Annotated in this window: 12 protein-coding genes; 10 read left to right on the forward strand and 2 right to left on the reverse strand. The window is 66.6% G+C overall.

Annotated features, from left to right (window positions below):
* Positions 1-79: 79 nt before the first annotated feature.
* Together VT03_RS06730 and VT03_RS06735 are read right to left on the reverse strand one after the other, a co-directional pair.
* Complete coding sequence (locus VT03_RS06730) at positions 80-502, reverse strand: Hsp20/alpha crystallin family protein (RefSeq protein WP_075092286.1); 423 nt, start codon at positions 500-502, stop codon at positions 80-82.
* Between the two features lie 68 nt (positions 503-570).
* Positions 571-1,005, reverse strand: coding sequence for an Hsp20/alpha crystallin family protein (locus VT03_RS06735; RefSeq protein WP_075092287.1), 435 nt, complete (start codon positions 1,003-1,005; stop codon positions 571-573).
* A gap of 446 nt (positions 1,006-1,451) precedes the next feature.
* Here VT03_RS06735 and VT03_RS06740 point away from each other — a divergent pair, with 446 nt between their 5' ends.
* From VT03_RS06740 to VT03_RS06785, 10 genes are all read left to right on the forward strand, one after another.
* Positions 1,452-2,468 carry an AAA family ATPase gene (locus VT03_RS06740; RefSeq protein ID WP_075092288.1) on the forward strand — a complete coding sequence of 339 codons (1,017 nt, stop codon included), beginning with the start codon at positions 1,452-1,454 and terminating at the stop codon, positions 2,466-2,468.
* A 228-nt stretch (positions 2,469-2,696) separates the two neighbouring features.
* Complete coding sequence (locus tag VT03_RS06745) at positions 2,697-4,709, forward strand: PD40 domain-containing protein (protein ID WP_197489224.1); 2,013 nt, start codon at positions 2,697-2,699, stop codon at positions 4,707-4,709.
* A gap of 78 nt (positions 4,710-4,787) precedes the next feature.
* Positions 4,788-6,746 (forward strand): EF-hand domain-containing protein, encoded by a 1,959-nt coding sequence (locus VT03_RS06750; protein WP_197489225.1) that lies wholly within the window; start codon positions 4,788-4,790, stop codon positions 6,744-6,746.
* A 149-nt stretch (positions 6,747-6,895) separates the two neighbouring features.
* The gene (locus VT03_RS06755; protein ID WP_075092291.1) at positions 6,896-7,807 is read left to right on the forward strand and encodes a DUF58 domain-containing protein; all 912 of its coding nucleotides are present in this window, start codon (positions 6,896-6,898) and stop codon (positions 7,805-7,807) included.
* On the forward strand, positions 7,804-9,819 hold the full coding sequence (locus tag VT03_RS06760; protein ID WP_075092292.1) for a BatA domain-containing protein: 2,016 nt from the start codon (positions 7,804-7,806) through the stop codon (positions 9,817-9,819). Before VT03_RS06755 ends, VT03_RS06760 begins: the two co-directional genes overlap by 4 nt.
* Positions 9,816-12,014 carry a hypothetical protein gene (locus tag VT03_RS06765; RefSeq protein WP_075092293.1) on the forward strand — a complete coding sequence of 733 codons (2,199 nt, stop codon included), beginning with the start codon at positions 9,816-9,818 and terminating at the stop codon, positions 12,012-12,014. The genes VT03_RS06760 and VT03_RS06765 overlap by 4 nt, the downstream gene beginning before the upstream one ends.
* Before the next feature lie 286 nt (positions 12,015-12,300).
* Positions 12,301-15,561, forward strand: a complete 3,261-nt coding sequence (locus VT03_RS06770; protein ID WP_075092294.1) for a hypothetical protein — start codon at positions 12,301-12,303, stop codon at positions 15,559-15,561.
* Positions 15,562-15,564: 3 nt separating this feature from the next.
* Positions 15,565-16,821 (forward strand): hypothetical protein, encoded by a 1,257-nt coding sequence (locus VT03_RS06775; protein ID WP_075092295.1) that lies wholly within the window; start codon positions 15,565-15,567, stop codon positions 16,819-16,821.
* 95 nt (positions 16,822-16,916) lie between these two features.
* Positions 16,917-17,771: a hypothetical protein gene (locus VT03_RS06780; RefSeq protein WP_075092296.1), complete on the forward strand. Its 855-nt coding sequence runs from the start codon at positions 16,917-16,919 to the stop codon at positions 17,769-17,771.
* 45 nt (positions 17,772-17,816) lie between these two features.
* The gene (locus tag VT03_RS06785; protein ID WP_231870610.1) at positions 17,817-18,917 is read left to right on the forward strand and encodes a squalene--hopene cyclase; all 1,101 of its coding nucleotides are present in this window, start codon (positions 17,817-17,819) and stop codon (positions 18,915-18,917) included.
* The last annotated feature ends 4 nt before the right edge of the window (positions 18,918-18,921 follow it).

Below are 18,921 nucleotides of genomic sequence, written 5' to 3' on the forward strand. Positions count from 1 at the left end.
GGGGCAGACTGCCAAAACAAAAAAAGACCTTCGAGCGAACTCGAAGGTCTCTGGCGAGGACGGGAGAAATCAGGGCGGACTACTCAGCCCGCTTCACCGCCACCTTGACAACGGCGGGCTGAGCCTTGGGGAGGGTCAGCGACAGGAGACCGTTCTTGACCGTCGCGTCGATCCCCTGCGGGTTCACGTTGTCGGCGAGCTTGAACGCCCGCTCATAGTGCCGCCGGCCGGCGGTGCCGTACACGGCCTTGAAGCCGTCAGGCTGCGGCAGGTCGACCTCGGCCGAGATCGTGAGGATGTCGCGCTCGACGCGGACTTCGACGCTGGACTCATCGGCTCCGGGAAGCTCGGCCCGCAAGACGTAGCCGCTGTCGGTTTCGAACATGTCCACACGGGGTCGGACATGGGCCACCGGACGGGCCTTGTCCGGCGCTGCGGGCGCGGTCGCTGGAGCGGGATTGGCGGTCGCGGCATTCATGGGGGTATCGGTCGTCTGACTCATATTCGGAATCTCCTGAGGAGCTGTGGAAAAACGGGGTGAAAACAGGCCGGCGCGGTAGACGGAAGGGACTACCCCGCCCGCACCACGACCTTGGCTTTGGACTGCTCCGGAGCACGGGCGGTGATCCTGAGGATCCCCTTCTGATAGACCGCGTCGAGCCGTTCGGCGTCGACCGGGAACGGCAGCGCGAGGTCGTAGCGGGTAGGACGCAATTCGCGCTCCTGGAGGAACGCCCGCTCGCCGCTGTGGTCCGACTCCGGATGCCTGAATCGCACGACGAGCTTCTGGCCATTCGGCAGGATCTCGAAGGCGTCCTCGGTCAGACCGGGGGCGTCGATCTCGATCGCCACGACATCGGTGCCGGCCCACATCCGGACCGCACTGTCGGTGTTGACGTGGGAAAACAGGTTCTGGACTTCCCCCTGAAACGCTTCGAGAAGCTTCCAGGGGCTGGCAGGCCAGTTCAGGGTCAGTGGGGTGAACGGAAGACGATTCGCAACCATCGATGGTCTCCTATGCCAAGACTGCCAGAGTGGCCGAACTGCATCCAAACCACAACAAGGCCATTTTGGCAGCACGTGTTGTCTGGGCAACGAAAAAGCAAGCGCCGTGCCAACTCTTCGGCGTCAGCCCGCCGGGAATCCGGAATCGGCCGGAAGCAGTCCGACGAGGTCCCCTGCGGATCCAAGGCGATCGGGGCGGACAAAATTCTGCAGCGCGCCCACACGGCCGAAATCCGAAACGTACGTCCCTCCGTTCCAGAGACAAATCGTCTACAATCGGGCCCGGGAACGGGCCTCAGACGGAACGGTCCAGCCTCTTCAGGCCCATTTCAGGGAACTCGGAGAGGCGATTTTTCGTCCATTCGATCGCGTTGCAGGAGCCCAGCAGGCCCTGTACGCTCGACCCCGCAACTCAATTTCCAATCTGAACCGGGCAGAAATCATCCATGTCGCAAGCGATGCCGGAACGGCTGAGTGATGATGACGTCAAGCACATCGACCAGCTGCGAGACATCCATTCGCGACTGAAGAAAGAGCTTGGCCGGGTGATCGTCGGACAGGCGGAGGTCATCGACCGCCTCGCCATCTGTCTCTTCGGTCGCGGCCATGCGCTGCTGATGGGGGTGCCGGGGCTGGCGAAGACGTTGCTCGTCAGCAAGCTGGCGGAGACGATGTCCCTCAACTTCAGCCGCATCCAGTTCACCCCGGACCTGATGCCGATGGACATCACCGGGACCGACATCCTTCAGGATACGCCGGAGGGACGTCGCGAGTTCCAGTTCGTCCACGGGCCGGTCTTCGCCAACATCGTCCTCGCGGACGAAATCAACCGCGCTCCGCCGAAGACCCAGGCCGCGATGCTCGAGGCGATGCAGGAGCACAAGGTCACGGTCCTCGGGAAGACCTATCGCCTCGCTCCGCCCTTCATGGTGCTGGCGACGCAGAACCCCGTCGAGCAGGAAGGGACCTATCCGCTCCCCGAAGCGCAGCTCGACCGGTTCATGTTCCTGATCGAGCTCGACTACCCCTCCGAAGAGGAGGAGATCCAGATCGCCCGCAGCACGACGGGGGACGCGCTCCCCGAGCTGTCGCACCTGCTCCATGCCGAAGACATCATCCGGCACCAGCAGCTCGTCCGCCGCGTCCCGGTTCCGGATCACATTTACCAGTTCGCCGCTCGACTCGTCCGTAAGACGCGTCCCAACGGCTCGACCGCCCCCGCCTGGATGAAGCCGCTCGTCTCGTGGGGAGCCGGGCCCCGCGCCGTGCAGTACCTGATCCTCGGAGCCAAGGCCCGCGCCGCGCTGCACGGGAGCTACATGGTCCGGTTGGAAGACGTGCAGGCGGTCGCCTCGCCGGTCCTGACGCACCGCATGATCACGACCTTCGCCGCCCAGAGCGAAGGGATCGACGCCCGCCAGATCGTGCATCGTCTCGTGGCGGAATCGATGGAAGAGCGATAGGCGAGCGGGGGGCGTCAGCCCCCTGATGACAGGTTCGCAGAAGGGTTTCGGAGTTCGAGCCCCGCGCCGCTCGGGGGGGCGAAGAGCCGAATCGACGGAGTCGCCGACCGACGTGGCCGGCCGTCTCCGCGACCGGCAGCAGCAGACAGGGAGGGCCCGCGGGGCCGCGACATGCCGTTCCGTCCGTCCCTTCTTCCGAGTGGCGACAGTTCCCCTACGAGGTTCGAGTTGACGAGCGCCAGCCAGCGACGACGAGCGTTCCCGGCTCTCGCTCCAGCGATGCTGTCGGCGCTCCTCCTGGTCGCGGCCGCGAGTCCGGCCCAGGAGCGTTCTGCTGCCACAACGGTCCCTGCCGCTGAGTCTCCCGCGGCGAAGGCGGACCGTGTCGTCACGGAAGCGTTCGCCAAGCTCGACACCGACTCCAGCGGTCAGCTCACCCGCGAGGAGTACGCGAAGCGCGGCGGCGGCCCGGCGGCGATGCTCGACCGAGACTTCAAGCTGTTCGACTTCGACGCCAGCGGGAGCCTCTCGAAAGAGGAGTTCTCGGCGATCCCCGGCCTCATTCCCGCCGCCGAGCGCGGCGCGGTCCCCGATCCCTTCGACATGCTTCTCGATCAGGCAGTCGCGGCGATGGATGAGATCTGGGGCGACTGGGACAAAGACCCGGAACGCCGCGTCGCCGAGTTCCCCTTCGTCCAGGGGTTCCTGAACTCCGTCGCCCCCGAAGAGGGATCGCAGCTCACGGCCGGGTTCCTCGACCTTGTCGATACCGACAACGACGGCATGGTGCGGCGCGAGGACGCGCGGCGGTTCCTCGCGATGCAGCTCGGGGTCCGCCGGCCGCAGGGGGACCTGCTCCGGCTCGATACCGGCCAGGTCGTCAACTACGCCCTGTTCCTCGGGAACGACGCCAACAAGGACGACCGGATCGACCGCGAGGAGTTCCTGGCGCACTGGCACGACAAGGCCCGCGCCCCGGAGACGTTCGACAAGGCGGACCTCGACAAGAACGGGAGCCTGTCGTTCGCCGAGTTCCGGGACAACACGACGTCGGGGCTGGTCGACGTCGTCGACAATTTCCGGAAGCTCGACACCAGCTTCGACGGCTTCGTGAGCCCCGAGGAGCTGAAGAAGGGGACCCCGCCGTGGCAGCAGTTCCTGGGAGAGCAGGTCTTCCCCCGCTTCGACCTCGATGACAACGGCCAGTTGAGCCTGTCCGAGTACCAGCTCACCATGCAGGCGAACATGATCCAGGCGTGGCAGATGCCGCGTTCGGATGCCAACCGGGACGAGCGGATCTCGTTCGGTGAGTTCGTGTTCAACAAGGACCTCTTCGTCCTGATCCGGCGGTACTACTTCAGCCGGCTCGACCGGGATGGCAACGGGATGCTCTCCGTCGACGAGTACGCCTTCCAGCCGAAGCCCCCCGACGCGCTCTATCTCGTCACCCCCGACGGGTCCCGCTGGACCAAGATCCACGAGTCGAAGGAGTTCCCGAACTGCGGCTCGCCCGCCGTCTCCCCCGATGGCCGGTGGATCGCCTTCGACGGCTACAAGGCGTCGGAAAGCCTCTCGCGTTCGCGGCTGTTCGTCATCTCGAGCGACGGCCAGGAGCGGCGCGACCTGTGCCTGGGGCTGATGCCGAGTTGGTCGCCGGACGGCAAGCGGATCGCCTGCTCGCGATACGAGAACGGCAACGTCGTCGCGATCGTGAACCTGGACGGGACGACGCACAAGACGATCGGCGACGGCTGGGGAGCGCAGTGGTCGCCCGACGGCAAGCGGATCGCGTTCACACGCGGCAAAGCGATCATCGCGTACGATGTCGACACCGGGACCGAGTCGGCCCTGCTCCCCGCCGAGAAGAATCCGTACTCCTTCGTGTACTACAACGCCGCCTGGTCTCCCGACGGCGGGCGGCTCCTCTTCAAGGCGATGAAGACGAACAGCCAGGGAGAGCTCGTGAGCATCCGGACCACGGGGGACGATCCCGACATCCAGGTCCACTACAACGGAACACAGTATTTCGACAACGATATCGGCTGGTCTCCCGACGGGCGGCAGATCGCCCTGGGGGCTCAGTCTCCGCCCGCCAAGAAGACGCTCCTGCACATGCTCGACGTCGAAGAAGGGGCGGTGCCGCGGCTCCTCCCCGGACAGGCGACCGGACTGGCGATCGTCTCGGGCGCGTCCTGGATGCCGGACGGAAAGCAGATTCTCGTACGGGGGCGACCAGAATAAGTGATGAGGGACCAGCGGATTTTCAGCACCGATCACCCGTGCCTTCGGCTCTCCAGCCGAGCGGCCGCGCGACAGGCCATGCGCTCCCGCCGGAGAGCGGTGGCGGTGTGCGCGGTGCTGGTCCTGTTTCTCCTCGCCGGGCGGAGCGCCACCGCTGATGAGACGCCGGCCTCTTCGGCCAAGCGGACCGCGAATTCGATCTTCGAGAAAGCGGACACCAACAAGGACGACCGGCTCACGCTGGAGGAATACCTCGCGATCGACCGGAACAAGCCGGAGGTGCTGCAGCGGGACTTCCGCCTCTTTGATCTCGACGGCAACGGCGCGCTCTCGCTCGATGAGTTCCGCACGATCCCCGGCCGCGTCCCGGAGACGGAACGCCTCGCCGTTCCCGACCCGGTCGACGCGATCCTCGACCAGGCGGTCGCCGCGCTCGACGAGACTTGGGGGGGCTGGGACAAGCAGCCGAACCGGCTCGTCCAGTCGGGGCTGTTCGTCGTCCGCCTCTTTCAGTCGCTCGACCCTGAAGGGGGGATCCCGGCGACGCAGTCGGAGATCCAACTCGCCGATCCCGACCGGGACGGCCAGACGACGCGGGAAGAGGCCCGCCGGTTCCTCGAAATCCACCTCGGCATGCGGGCCCCGACCGGGGAGCTGCTCCGCCGCCCGCCGAACCGGGTCGTCAACTTCGCCGTCTTCCTCGGCGTCGACGGCGACAAGGACAACCGCCTGTCGCGCGAGGAGTTCCTCGGGACGAGCTACCTCAAGGACAAGGGGGCGGATTTCGAAAAGGCGGACGGCAATCGCGATGGCTTCCTGAGCATCGACGAGTTCGCCAGCCTCCCGGGAACCGGGCTCATCGATCCGGTCCGCCGGTTCCTGCAGATCGACACGAACTTCGACGGATTCCTCGATGCCGCCGAGTTCGAAACGGGGGCCTACACGTGGCAGACGATGCTCACGAAGCCGACGCTCCCCGCCTTCGACGCGGACGGGGACGGACGGCTCAGCCTGCCGGAATACCTGTTCACGATGCAGGCGAACCCGGTCCTGGGGTGGCATTCCGAGATCCGCGACACGAACCGCGACCAGGCCCTCTCGTTCAAGGAGTTCACGTTCGGCCGGGGGCAGTTCGCGCTCCTGCGGCGGACCTACTTCTTCCACCTCGACCGCAACAGCGACAACCGGCTCGATCTGGAGGAGTTCCCGTTCAAGGTCCGGGAGTCGCACACGCTGTTCAAACTGGGCGCGGACGGAACCGGCTGGGCCAAGCTCTACCAGCAGGCCGATACCCCCGCCTGCGGATCGCCCGCGGTCTCGCCGGACGGGAAGTGGGTCGCCTTTGACGGGTACGGAAAGGACGGCCTGTCGACCTCGCACGTGTACGCGATCTCGATCAACGGGACGGGGCGTCGCGATCTCGGCGAAGGGCTCATGCCGACCTGGTCGGCCGACGGGAAGCAGCTCGCCTGCAGCCGCTACGGCGAGGCCAACGGGGTCTGGATCATCAGTGCGGACGGCACCCCGGTGAAGAAGGTCTCGCGCGGCTGGGGGGCGCAGTGGTCTCCCGACGGCAAGAAGATCGCCTACACGATCAACGAAGCGATCATGGTCTACGACGTCGAGAAGGACGAGTCGTCGTCGATCATCGAGGCGGGAGACAACCCCTACAGCTCGGTCTACTGGAACATGGGGTGGTCGCCCGACAGCACGCGGCTGATCTTCAAAGGGGTCAAGTCGAACGGCGAGTCGGGGATCGCGAGCGTCAGTGCCGCCGGCGACAAGCCGGACCTGAAGGTCCATTTCACGACGAAGAACACGTTCGAAAACGACATGGCCTGGTCGCCGGACGGCACCCGCGTCGTGTTCGGAATGAAAGCCCCCGAGGACCAGTACGTCGCCCTCTACGAGTTCAACCCGCAGATCAACGAGCCGCCGACGCGCGTGAAAGGGCAGGACCTGACCGTCGGCCCCCTGTGCGACGTCTGCTGGACTCCCGACGGCAAGACGATGGTTATTACCTGCCGAGGCAAATAGAAGGTTTTGAAGTGATTCCCAACACCAGCCCGAAGCGCGAGCGAGGGATTTTCAAAGTGATCCCTCGTTCGCGCTTCGGGCTAGTGTGACGCCGCACTCCCCGGCCACTGATACCTGTTACCTGATACTTCCCCTCGTCCCCCTCCCCCATGCTGCACGACCGCCGAACCGCGAGCTTCATCGATCCGCAGGCGCTGGCCCGCCTGGCGGCGGTGCCGCTGTTCGCCCGCAAGCCGATGCTGGGGAACGTCTCGGGGAAGCACGCCAGCCCCCACCGCGGAGCGAGCGTCGAGTTCGCAGAGTACCGCAAATACGTCCCGGGCGACGACCTGCGGCGGCTCGACTGGCGGGCCTACGGCCGGTCGGACCGGTTCTACGTCAAGGAGTTCGAGGCCGACACGAACCTGCGGTGCTGCCTGATCTTCGACACGAGCGGGTCGATGGACTTCGGCTCGACCGGGATCACCAAGATCGAGTACGCCCGCCGGATCGCGGGGTCCCTGGCTTACCTCGCGATCCAGCAGGGGGACGCGGTCGGCCTCTCGTGCGTCGCCGACCGGGTCGTCCGGACGATCCCGCCGCGGCGGACGCCGGCCCACCTGCGGGGGGTGTTCAACATCCTCGAGCACGCCGAGCCCAAGGGAGACACGAAGCTCGCCGCGCGGCTCCATGAGCTGGCCGAGACGATCCGCCAGCGGGCGCTCGTCGTGATCATCTCGGACCTCTTTATCGAGCCCGCCGAACTGAAGAGCGCCTTCGAGCATCTCCGGTTCCGCAAGCACGACGTGGCGGTGTTCCACCTCCTCGATCCTCTGGAGCTGGGGTTCACCTTCAAGCGGCCGATGCGGTTCCTCGACATGGAGGGGGGCCCGTCGATCTTCGCCGAGCCCAACGACATCGCCGACCGCTACCAGGCGGCCCTCAAGACCTACCTCGACGACATCAAGACCGGCGTGCTGGAGTCGGCCATCGACTACCACCGCGTCAGCATCGACGAGAGCTACGAACAGGTGCTGATGAGATTCCTCGTCGGCCGGACCCGATCGCGGGGTGCCCGATGACCTTCCTTCAGCCGGCGATGCTGGCGGCCCTGCCGATCATCGCCCTGCCGATCATCATCCACCTCATCAACCAGCGGCGGTTCCAGACGATCCGCTGGGCGGCGATGATGTTCCTCCTGGCCGCCAACCGGATGTCCCGCGGCTACGCCCGGATCCGGCAGTGGCTGATCCTGCTGTTCCGGACCCTGGCGGTCGCCGGCCTCATCATGGCGGTCAGCCGGCCGCTGGCGAGCGGCTGGCTGGGACTCGCCGCGGGGGGCCGGGCCGACGCGACGCTGATCCTCCTCGACCGCTCCTCCAGCATGTGGCAGCAGGGACAGGGGACGGCGCTCACGAAGCTCGAATCGGGGAAGCAGCAGCTCCACCGCTCGCTCTCGCTCCTCCAGTCGGGCCGGTGGCTCCTCGTCGACAGCGCCCACAACAAGGCGACCGAGATCGAAGGCGCCGATTCGCTTCTCTCGCTCCCGGACACCTCCCCTGTCAGCGCCTCGGCCGACATCCCGGCGCTGCTCCAGACCGCCTACGCCTACGTCCAGGCGAACCGGCCGAGCCGCACCGAGGTCTGGATCTGCTCCGACCTGCGTCAGAACGACTGGAACGCCGACGGCGGCCGCTGGCAGACGATCCGGGAGTCGTTCCAGGAACTGCCCCAGGGAGTCCGGTTCCACCTCCTCGCGTATCCCGATGCGGATCCCCGCAACCGCTCGATCCGCGTCACCGGCGTCCGGCGGCATGAGACCGCGGCGGGCGCGGAGCTCCTGCTGTCGCTCAAGGTCGAGCAGACCACGGGGAGCGAAGAGACGGTCAAGATCCCGGTGCAGCTCGAGATCGAAGGGGCCCGGTCGGAGATCACGGTCGAGCTCAGCGGCGGGGCGGTCGAGCTCAAGGACCACGCCGTTCCGATCGAGCGGGTCCAGACGCGAGGGTGGGGCCGGGTCTCGATCCCGGCCGACTCGAATGCTTCCGACAACGAGTTCTTCTTCGTCTTCGACCGACCGACGCCGCGGAAGACGATCCTCGTCAGCGACGACCCGGCAGCCGTCACGGCGCTGCAACTCGCGGCGGCGATCGGCCCCGATCCCTCGACGCCGTGCGAAGCCGAGACGCTCGGCCCCGACCAGCTCGCTTCGGTCCCGTGGGAAACGGTCTCGCTCCTGATGTGGCACGCGCCGCTCCCGACGGGGGAGATGGCGGACACGATCCGGGCCTTCGCCAAGCGGGGGGGGCAGGTGATCTTCTTCCCGCCGACCGCCCTCAGCAGCGACGGCTTTGCCGGGGTGAAGTGGACTGACTGGAACGACGCTCCCAACGCCATCCCGATCTCGACCTGGACCGGCGACCAGGGACTGCTGGCGAACTCGCAGAGCGGTGCCGCTCTCCCGGTCGGTCAGCTCAAGGTCCAGCGGTACTGCGAAATCGAAGGAGAGACGACGACGCTGGCCTCGCTTCAGAACGGAGCCCCGCTCCTCGCCCGCGCGATCACCGACGAGCGGAATATCTACTTCTGCGGCACCACGCCGGCCGCGAAGGATTCGTCGCTCGCGACCGACGGCGTCGTCCTGTACGTCATGCTCCAGCGGGCCATCGCCACCGGGGCTTCGGTCCTCGGCAACACGCGGCAGCTCATCGCCGGCGAGATCAATCCCACGACGACCGAACAGTGGCAGCCGCTCAGCCGGCGGGAGGATGTCCTCTCGACCGACTACGCCTATCAGGCGGGGGTCTATCAGGCCGAGGAAAAGTTGTTTGCAGTCAACCGCAGCGAAGCGGAGGACCGGCCGATGGTCGTCGCCGACGCGCCGCTCGCCGGACTGTTCCAGGGGCTCGACTTCGACCGCGTCGATGAGAAGGCGGGAAGCAGCACGAGCCTCATCGAAGAGATCTGGCGGCTGTTCCTGGCGATCATGATGCTGGCCCTGATTCTCGAGGCCGCGCTCTGCATCCCGCGGCGGCCGCAGCCGGAGACGATCACCGCCGGCTTCCCGGGTGCGACCAGGAGGGCCGCCGCTTGAACGCCACCTCCGAACTGACGTTTCTCGGCACGCCGCTGACCGCGGCGATGTCGATCCTCACGGTCCTCCTGACGGGAGGACTCTGCTACTACGCCTGGCGGCGGAGCGGGTATCACAAGGGGCACGGCCTCCTGGAGATCCTCCGCTTCACGATCGTCTGTCTGATCGCCCTGCTGTTCAACCAGCCGGAATGGGTCGAGGAATACCGGCCCGACGAAAAGCCGTCGATCGCCGTCCTGTACGACCAGTCGGGGAGCATGCAGACCCGGGACGTCGTCACCGGCCGGACGACCGGCAGCCCCCCGATCACCCGGGCCGAGGCGATCGCGCCGCTGACGAGCGCGGCGACTTGGGCCAAGCTCGACGAGAAGCTGCAGGTCGTCATCCAGCCCTTTTCCTCGACGCAGCCGGGCGTCGGCTCGAACCTCCACGACCCGCTCGCGCAGGCGGCGGACCAGGTCAAGAACCTGCTTGGCGTCGTGCTGATTTCGGACGGCGACTGGAACGAAGGGCCGCCGCCGGTCCAGGCCGCCTCGCGGCTGCGGATGAAGAACGTCCCGGTCTTCACGGTCGCGGCCGGAAGCCCGCAGCGGCTCCCCGATGTCGAGCTCCTGAACTTCGACCTGCCGACCTTCGGCATCGCCGGTAAGGCGGTCCGGATCCCGTTCACGATCGACAGCTCCCTCCCCCGTGAGTACGTCACGACCGTGACCCTCAAGTCCTCGGACGGCGAGACGATCACGAAGGATGTCCGCGTCGCCGCGATGGGCCGCACGAACGACTGGATCGCCTGGAAGCCGAACGGGACGGGCGACTTCACGGTCTCGCTCGAGATCCCGCGGCACGGCGAGGAGACGATCCCCGACAACAACACGCTCTCGGCCCCGATCGCGATCCGGCAGGAGAAGCTCAAGGTTCTGGTGGTCGAGTCGTACCCGCGGTGGGAGTACCGCTACCTGCGGAACGCCCTTTCCCGCGACCCGGGGGTCGAGGTGTCGTGCCTCCTGTTCCACCCCGGCCTCAGCAAGGTGGGCGGCGGGAACAAGGACTACATCAAGCAGTTCCCCGCCGGGATCGAGGAGCTCTCGAAGTTCGACGTCGTGTTCCTCGGAGACGTTGGCCTGGAAGACGGCCAGATCACCGAAGAACAGTGCCGGCTCCTGAAAGGGCTCGTCGAGCATCAGGCGAGCGGTCTCGTCTTCATGCCCGGTTTCCAGGGCCGGCAGGCGAGCCTCCTCGATTCGGAGCTCAAGGACCTGCTGCCGGTCGTCTTCGACGCCGGCCAGCCGGGGGGCTGGGGCTCGCGGACTGCCGGCCACTTCGAGCTGACGGAATCGGGACGCCGGAGCCTGCTCACGAAACTGGCCGACTCGCAGGAGGACAACGCCCAGGTCTGGGAAGACCTGCCGGGGTTCCAGTGGTACTCGGCCGTGACCCGCGCCAAGGCGGGCACCGAGGTCCTGGCGGTCCACCGCGACATGTCGAACGAATACGGCCGGCTGCCGCTGCTCGTGACCCGGACCTACGGGGCCGGGAAGGTCCTCTTCATGGGGACCGACGGGGCGTGGCGGTGGCGGAAGGGGGTGGAGGACAAGTACCACTACCGCTTCTGGGGCCAGGTCGTGCGGTGGATGGCGTACCAGCGGAACATGGCCAAGGGGGAGTCGATGCGGCTCTTCTACTCGCCCGATCAGCCGCAGATTCGCCAGACGGTCGCGCTCAGCGCCCACGTCATGGAGAAGAGCGGCGAGCCCCTCAGCAAGGGGGAGGTGACCGCCCGGATCGTCGCCCCGTCCGGGAAGGCGGAGACGATCAAGTTTCTCTCTCAAGGGGACGAGTGGGGGGTGTTCCAGTCGCAGTACATCCCGACGGAGCCGGGACAGCACCAGATCACGCTCGCCTGCAAGGAGACCGGGGCGACGCTGCCGGCGACGTTTTTCGTCCAGGGGGCGGCCCGGGAGCAGATTGGCAAGCCTGCCAGGCCGGAGGTGCTGGAGGAGATCGCCCGCGTCACCCGCGGGCAGTCGGTCGACCCCGGAAAAGTCGAAGAAATCGTTCAGAAACTGGCGAATTTGCCCCTGCCTCCCCCGTCGATCCGGCGTCTTCAGTTGTGGAGCCACCCGCTCGTCGCGGGACTCGTTGTCGTCCTGCTCGGAGCGTTCTGGGTCGGACGGAAGGTGGTCGGCCTCATCTGATGGCGGCGCATTCCCGGGAGCGGCCTGCCGCTCCGTCGGGACCAGCGGACGAGAAGATGGGGAACGACGGTGAAGGAAGTGGAAGCAGGAAAAGGGGATCGACAACTCCAGACGAACTGTCTGAATTTCCCCTTTTCGTATTTCAGAGTTCAGGTTTCAGATTGGTAAGATAACGCGGCTCTCGCCGTGGGTTTGTTCCAACGGATTGTGTCGGACGGACTGTTTTCTGGCATCGTTACGGACTGCTCTCTGGAATCGTTTCAGGGGCCCTGAGGGGACGTCGGCCATGTCGCTTGCGAATGCTCACCGGTTGGAGATTCCACACTCCCTCAGCGAAAAGCTCCTCGCCTTTCGCAAGCGGGTCTGGACGATCAAGCTGATCGAGGCGGTCGCCGGAGCCCTGATCGGGTTCTTCGTCGCCTTCCTCGTCACCTACACGCTCGACCGGTTCATCGACACCCCCAAGGGAGTCCGGATCGGGCTCTTCGTCGGGACGATCCTGGCGGCGGCGCTCGTTCCGATGGCCCTCGAACGCTGGGTCTGGCGGAACCGCCGGCTCGATCAGGTGGCCCGGCTCCTGTCGCGGAAGCACCCCAGCGTCGGCGACCAGCTCCTGGGGATCATCGAGCTCGCCGAGAGCGAGTCCGAGCAGGCGAGGTCCATGACCCTCGTCCGGGCCGCCATCACGCAGGTGGCCGAAGTCGCCGAGAAGCGGGACTTCACCGACGCCGTCCCGACGCCCCGCCACAAGTCCAAGGCAATCGTCGCCTCGGTCGTGGCGGCGATCGCGATCGCCCTCCTCGTCCTGACGCCGATTGCCGCCCGTAACTCCTTCGCGCGGCTCCTCGCTCCGTGGAAGCCGATCCCCCGTTACACCTTCGCTGCCCTCGCTCCCCTGCCGGAGCGGCTGGTGGTGGCCCACGGTGAAACGTTCCCCCTCCGGCTCAAGCTGGCCGATTCGACCGAATGGAAGCCGGAGTCGGGTGAAGTCGCCTTCGCGGGGAACGCCCCGGTCCAGACAAAGATCCAGGGGAACGAATACCTCTTCGAACTCCCCCCGCAGATCGAGCCGGCCGACCTCGCGATCCGGATCGGCGACTACCAGGGGACGCTCCGCATCGAACCGATGCTCCGTCCGGAACTGAGCGGGCTCTCCGCCAAGGCGACTCTCCCCGGATACCTGGAGCGGACCGCACCGGTCGAGCGGGAAGTCCGCGGCGGCTCGATGACGCTGGTGAAGGGCTCCGAAGCGACGATCACCGCCACCGCCACCCGCGACCTCGCCTCGGCCCAGGTCAACGCCCAGCCGCGGCAGCCCGACGGCAAGACGTTCGCCAGCGGCACGGTTCCGGTCACGGAAGCCAAAGAGCTGGAAATGCAGTGGCAGGACCAGCACGGCCTCTCCGGCAAGGAGCCGTTTAAGCTGACGGTCACCGCCGCCGATGACGAAGCCCCGTCGGTCGTCTGCGAAAACCTCCCGCGGCAGAAAGTGGTCCTCGACTCGGAAGTCCTCACGTTTGAAGTCCGGGCCCGGGATGACTTCGGCGTGAAGCGGGTCGGGATCGAATGGGAAGGGCTTGACCCCACGGTCGCCAAGCCGGCCAAGGGGGAACGGATCATCGGCGCCGGCGGGCCGGAGGCGGAAGCCCTCGACCTCGCCTCGACTTTCTCCGGCACCTCTTTCGGGATCGACCCGCAGCCGATCAAGGTCCGGGTCTTCGTGGAGGATTTCCTTCCCGGACGGCCCCGGAGCTACTCGCCCGCCGCGATCCTCGACGTTCTCAATGCCGAGCAGCACGCCGTGTGGGTCACCGCCCAGCTCAGCCGCTGGCAGCGGATGTCGCTGGAGGTCCGCGACCGCGAAATGCAGCTCCATGAAACGAACAAGGCTCTCCGCGAACTCGCCGAAGAGGATCTCGATCAGCCAGACACCCGCAAGCGGATCGAAGGCCAGGCAGCGGCCGAACGGGCCAACGGCCGGCGGCTCAATGCCCTCGTCGGCTCGGGCGAAGACCTGCTGAAGCAGGCGATGCGGAACCCCGAGATCGGCGTCGGCCACCTCGAGAAGTGGGCCGAGATGCTGCAGGTCATGAAAGACATCTCGGGGAACCGGATGCCGAGCGTCGCCGACCTCCTCAAGCAGGCGGCGGAGGCCCCGCAGCTCGCTCAGAATGCTCCGAGCAACAAGAGCCGGATGGCGGGACAGAACCGCGCCAATGCCGGTGGCCCGGGTGACCCGAAGAAGCCGGCCGACCCGCCGAAGGATCCGAGCAAGATCCCGACGATCACCGACGTCGAGTCGACGATGAACAGCCCCAAGCCGAAGGAGCCGGGGGAACCGCAGGAGAGCAAGCCGAAACCGCCCCGCCTGACGCTCCCCAACACGATGCTTTCCGGCAACGGCTCGGCCAAGAAGAAGCCGACCCCGGCTGGCGAGAAGGTCGAGGAGGCGGTCGTCAAGCAGCAGGATCTCCTGGCGGAGTTCGACAAGCTGGCCGACGAGCTGAACAAGGTCCTGGCGAACCTCGAAGGGACCACGCTCGTCAAGCGGCTCAAGGCGTCCTCGCGGCACCAGCACAAGGTCGCCACGCGGCTGGGGACGCTCGTGACCGGGAACTTCGGTCTCGATGAGCGGCAGAAGGAGCAGCAGTCGACCACGTTCACGGAGCTGGCCGAAGCGGAAACGACCGGCAGCCACGATGTCTCGAACATCATGGACGACATGCACGCCTACTTTGAGCGGAGCAAGTTCATGCGGTTCAAGACGGTCCTGGACGACATGCGGAAGCAGGACGTCACGGCCGCCCTCCGCCAGCTCGGCGACGACGTCCGCAAGGAGAATGGCCTCTCCATCTCGCAGGCGGAATACTGGTCAGAAACGCTCGACCGCTGGGCGGAGGACCTCGTCGAAGTGACGAAGTGCGGCGCCTGCCCCGGCTGCAAGGCCAAGGGGAGCCTCCCGCCGTCGATCGTCCTCGAAGTTCTGAAAATCCTCGAAGGGGAAGTGAACCTCCGCGAGGAAACCCGCGTTGCCGAACAGGCCCGCAAGGCGATCTCCTCCGAGGAGCACCTGAAGCGGGGCCAGCAGCTCTCCGACGGCCAGGGTGAACTCAAGACGCGGATCTACAAGGTCGTCGACCGGATCAAGGAGCTGCCGGACGCGGAGGCCGACTTCGGCAAAGAGCTGGCACTCCTGGGGCAGGTCGCCCAGGTGATGAACGAGGCCTACCTGATCCTGCGGACCCCCAATACGGGCGAGCAGGCGATCGCTGCCGAGACCGAGGCGATCGAGCTCCTCCTCCAGAGCAAGCGGTTCAACCCGAACGGCGGCGGCGGGGGCGGAGCGAACCCGGGGGGCGGCGGAAGCGGCAAGACCTCCGATTCGGCCCTGGCGCTCGTCGGGACCGGGACGAACGACAAGGAGATCCGGCAGGACACGGGAGTCCAGCAGGCCACCGGCACCGCCGGACCGGGGCTCCCCGAAGAGTTCCGCGCCGGTCTCGATGAGTACTTCAATCGCCTGGAGAACCGATCCGGAAAGGAGTGAGCAATGCTCCGGAACTGGAAGGGAATGGGGTGCGGGGCACGTAGCCGGTGGCAGAGCGGGGCGATGGCCCGGTTCGCCGCGACCGGCGCGATCGTGACCGGCGTGATCCTCGGCGGCGGGGGATCTCTCTCGCCACGGCCCGCCTCCGCGGCCGGAGCGGTCGCACCCGCACCGGTGCAGGTTCTGGTCGGTCGCGGCCTGCGAGGAGAGGCCGGAGTTGTCGGCGTCATCGTCCTTCAGGAGCGTGGTCCGCTCGCGAACGCGGCGGCCCCCGAGAAGGAACCGGCCGCGGCCAACGAGGCGGCGGCGAAAGCCCTGACCGACGCCGTCAACGATCTGTTCCAGTCCGGGGCGGTTGCTCCCGCGGCCGCGGATGCCAAGGCCGCCGCCGACCGGGAGGAGAAGGCGAAACGGGCCGACGTGGTGGAAAAGGTTCAGGCCGAAGTCCAGGCCGCCGCGGACAAGGCCAAGGACGCCGCGGATGCGAAGGGGACTGACAAGAAGAAGCCGGCCGTGAAGAAGAAACCGGTCGACGCCAAGAAGGAAGCGGCCAACAAGGCGGCGGCCGCGGCGCTGACGGAGGCGGTGAGTGACCTGTTCAACTTCGGCGTGGTCGCGCCGGCCGCGGCGGTCGCCAACATCGACGCGATGGATCAGCAGTTCCGTCCGCACGTGACGAACGTCCTCAACGCCGAGCTGCACTTCATCAAGAAGCTTTGCGGCCCGACCGCCGAGCAGTACAAGGTCATCAAGGCGGCCGGCAAGGAGGAGGCGAACGCGGTCATCCGCAAGCTCGCGCAGTTCCAGGCGCAGAACAACAACCGGGGGATCCCCAACTGGCCGAGCCCGCGGAAGCTCCTCTCGGACAAGTTCGCCACGGTCCTCGAGACCGCGCAGTCGCCTGAGGCGGCCGAGAAGTACCGCCGCGAAATCGCCCTGCGGGAGGAGAGCCGCAAGGTCGCCACGGTCCACTGCATGTCGGCCTGCCTCGACCGCAAGCTGGCGCTGACTCCGGAGCAGATCGACAAGCTGGACGCCGTCCTGATCGAGAAGTTCGAAGACAAGTGGATGCAGCAGATGATGGTCTACGTCTATCCGGAGGAATATCACCCCCGGCCGGCGGAAGCCCTCGTGCTCCCGATTCTCAACGAGGCGCAGCGGAAAGCCTGGAAGGCGCTCCCGCCCGCGCACATGATCTCGTTCGGCTGGGAAGGGGAAGCGAACTTCTTCGGCGAGATGGTGGGGTTTGAGGAACAATGAGGAATCGCCGCTCCCCGTCCGCTCCTGCAACCGCCCCCGCCCCAGCCTGCCCCGATGCCATCGGGGCGGAAGTCCTGTTCCCTCGCTCGCTCCCTATGGCTTGTCGCCGCCTCACCCGCTCCGTCGCTCCCCGGCTCGCGCTGGCGGTGATCGCCGTTGTGATCGGCGCCGCACCGACTCGCGCCGCCCGGGCCGATATCGTCATGATGGCGGACGAGAACGACATCACGATCTCGGAAAACCAGGTCGACCAGTGGATCTTCCGCAACAGCTCCACCAGCAACTCCCCCAAGGGGAAGCTCGATGACGCCCTCCAGACCCACATCAGCCTGATCGCCAACACGGTCGGTCTGACGGACGAGCAGCGGAAGCGGCTGGAACTGGCGGGGAAGGGGGACATCGCCCGCTTCTGGTCGCTCGTCGTGCGGCTGAAGCAGAAGTATCCCGGCGGACGGATGAGTCAGGAGAAGTTCAACCAGATGTGGCAGGAGGTCCAGCCGCTCACCACCCGTTTCGCCGCGGGGCTGCATGGCCGGTACTCGCTCTTCGAAAAGATGCTCCCCGGCATCCTCTCGGAGTCGCAGCTCCAGGCTTACACCGCGGAGGAGAAAGCCCGCCGCGTCCGCCACTTCCGGGCCAAGGTCGAGGCGACGGTCCAGATCCTCGATCAGCGGGTCCCGATGACCGACGCGCAGCGGAAGAAGTTCATCGAGCTGACCGTGACCAAGACCGAGCCCCCCCTCGCCTTTGGTCAGAACGACTTCTATCTCATCCTGTGGCGGATGTCCCAGATCCCCGAAGCGGACCTCCGTCCGGTCTTCGACGAGGAAGAGTGGAAAGTCCTGAACGTGCAGCTCGATCAAGTTCGCGGGATGCGGCAGTGGGTCGAGCAGATGGAAGGGAAGATCGAAGAGGACCCGAACAACCCCGCCCCCGCCATTGCGTTCTGATAGCCTGTCCTGTTTTCCACCCGTTTCCCGAGACCGACCGCGACCATGTCCCACTCCGATCCGAACGCCGATCTCCCGCCGGTCCGCGGTGGAGCCGCGGGGCTCCGGCGACTCGCGCGGGCGGTCGCCGTGGGGCTCCTGGCACTCCTGCCCGCCGTGACGCGGGCCCAGTCGCCGGAGATCCGCAGCGGCGAGTCGATCCCCCGCGACGTCCGCGAGATGTACGACCGTGGACTGCAGTACCTCGTCGCCACCCAGACGGAGAAGGGGGACTGGACCGGCGGGCAGAACGGGCCGGGGATCACCGGCATGGCGATCATGTGCTTCCTCGCCTCGGGCGAAGACCCGAACTACGGGATTTACAGCAACAACATCCGCCGCGCCCTGCGGAGCCTGATCCTGGAACAGGACGCCAACACCGGTTACTTCCAGAACAGCATGTACCACCACGGCTTCGCCATGCTGGCCCTGGCGGAAGCGTACGGCACGGTCGACGACCGGGCCCTGTGGACCGAGAAGTCCGGAACCCGGCAGCGCTCGATCGGCGAGGCCCTGGAACTGGCGGTCCGCTCGGCCATCACGTCGCAGAAGAAGAACTCCTATGGAGCGTGGCGGTACTCGCCGAGCGGGAACGACGCCGACACCTCCGTCGCAGGGGCCGTCCTGATGGGGCTCCTGGCGGCACGCAACGCCGGCGTCGAGGTCCCGGACGAGGCGATCGACAAGGCGATCTCGTACTTCGTCAAGATGACCGCCGACTCGGGGCAGGTCGCCTACGCAGGTGGGATCGGGGGCTTCGACGAATCGCTGGCCCGGATCTCGATCGGGACGCTCGTTTATTCGATCGCCCGCCGGAAGGACCTGCCGCAGTTCAAGTCGACGCTGGGCTACCTCACCGGCAAGCTCGACGGCGGAAGCCCCGGCCACGGCGGGGTCGAGTATCAGCGGTACTACCAGGCGCAGGCCCTCTTTCAGGGGGACTTTGCTGCCTGGGAGAAGTGGAACAAGTCCCTGATCCGGCAGCTCAAGACGATCCAGATGGAAGATGGGAGTTTCAAGGGGAGCTACGGCAACTCCACTTCGACCGCGCTGTCGCTCCTCGCCATTGCCGTCAACTTCCGGTTCCTCCCCATTTACGAGCGCTAGGCGA

Source organism: Planctomyces sp. SH-PL14 (genome assembly GCF_001610835.1).
Taxonomy (GTDB): Bacteria; Planctomycetota; Planctomycetia; order Planctomycetales; family Planctomycetaceae; genus Planctomyces_A.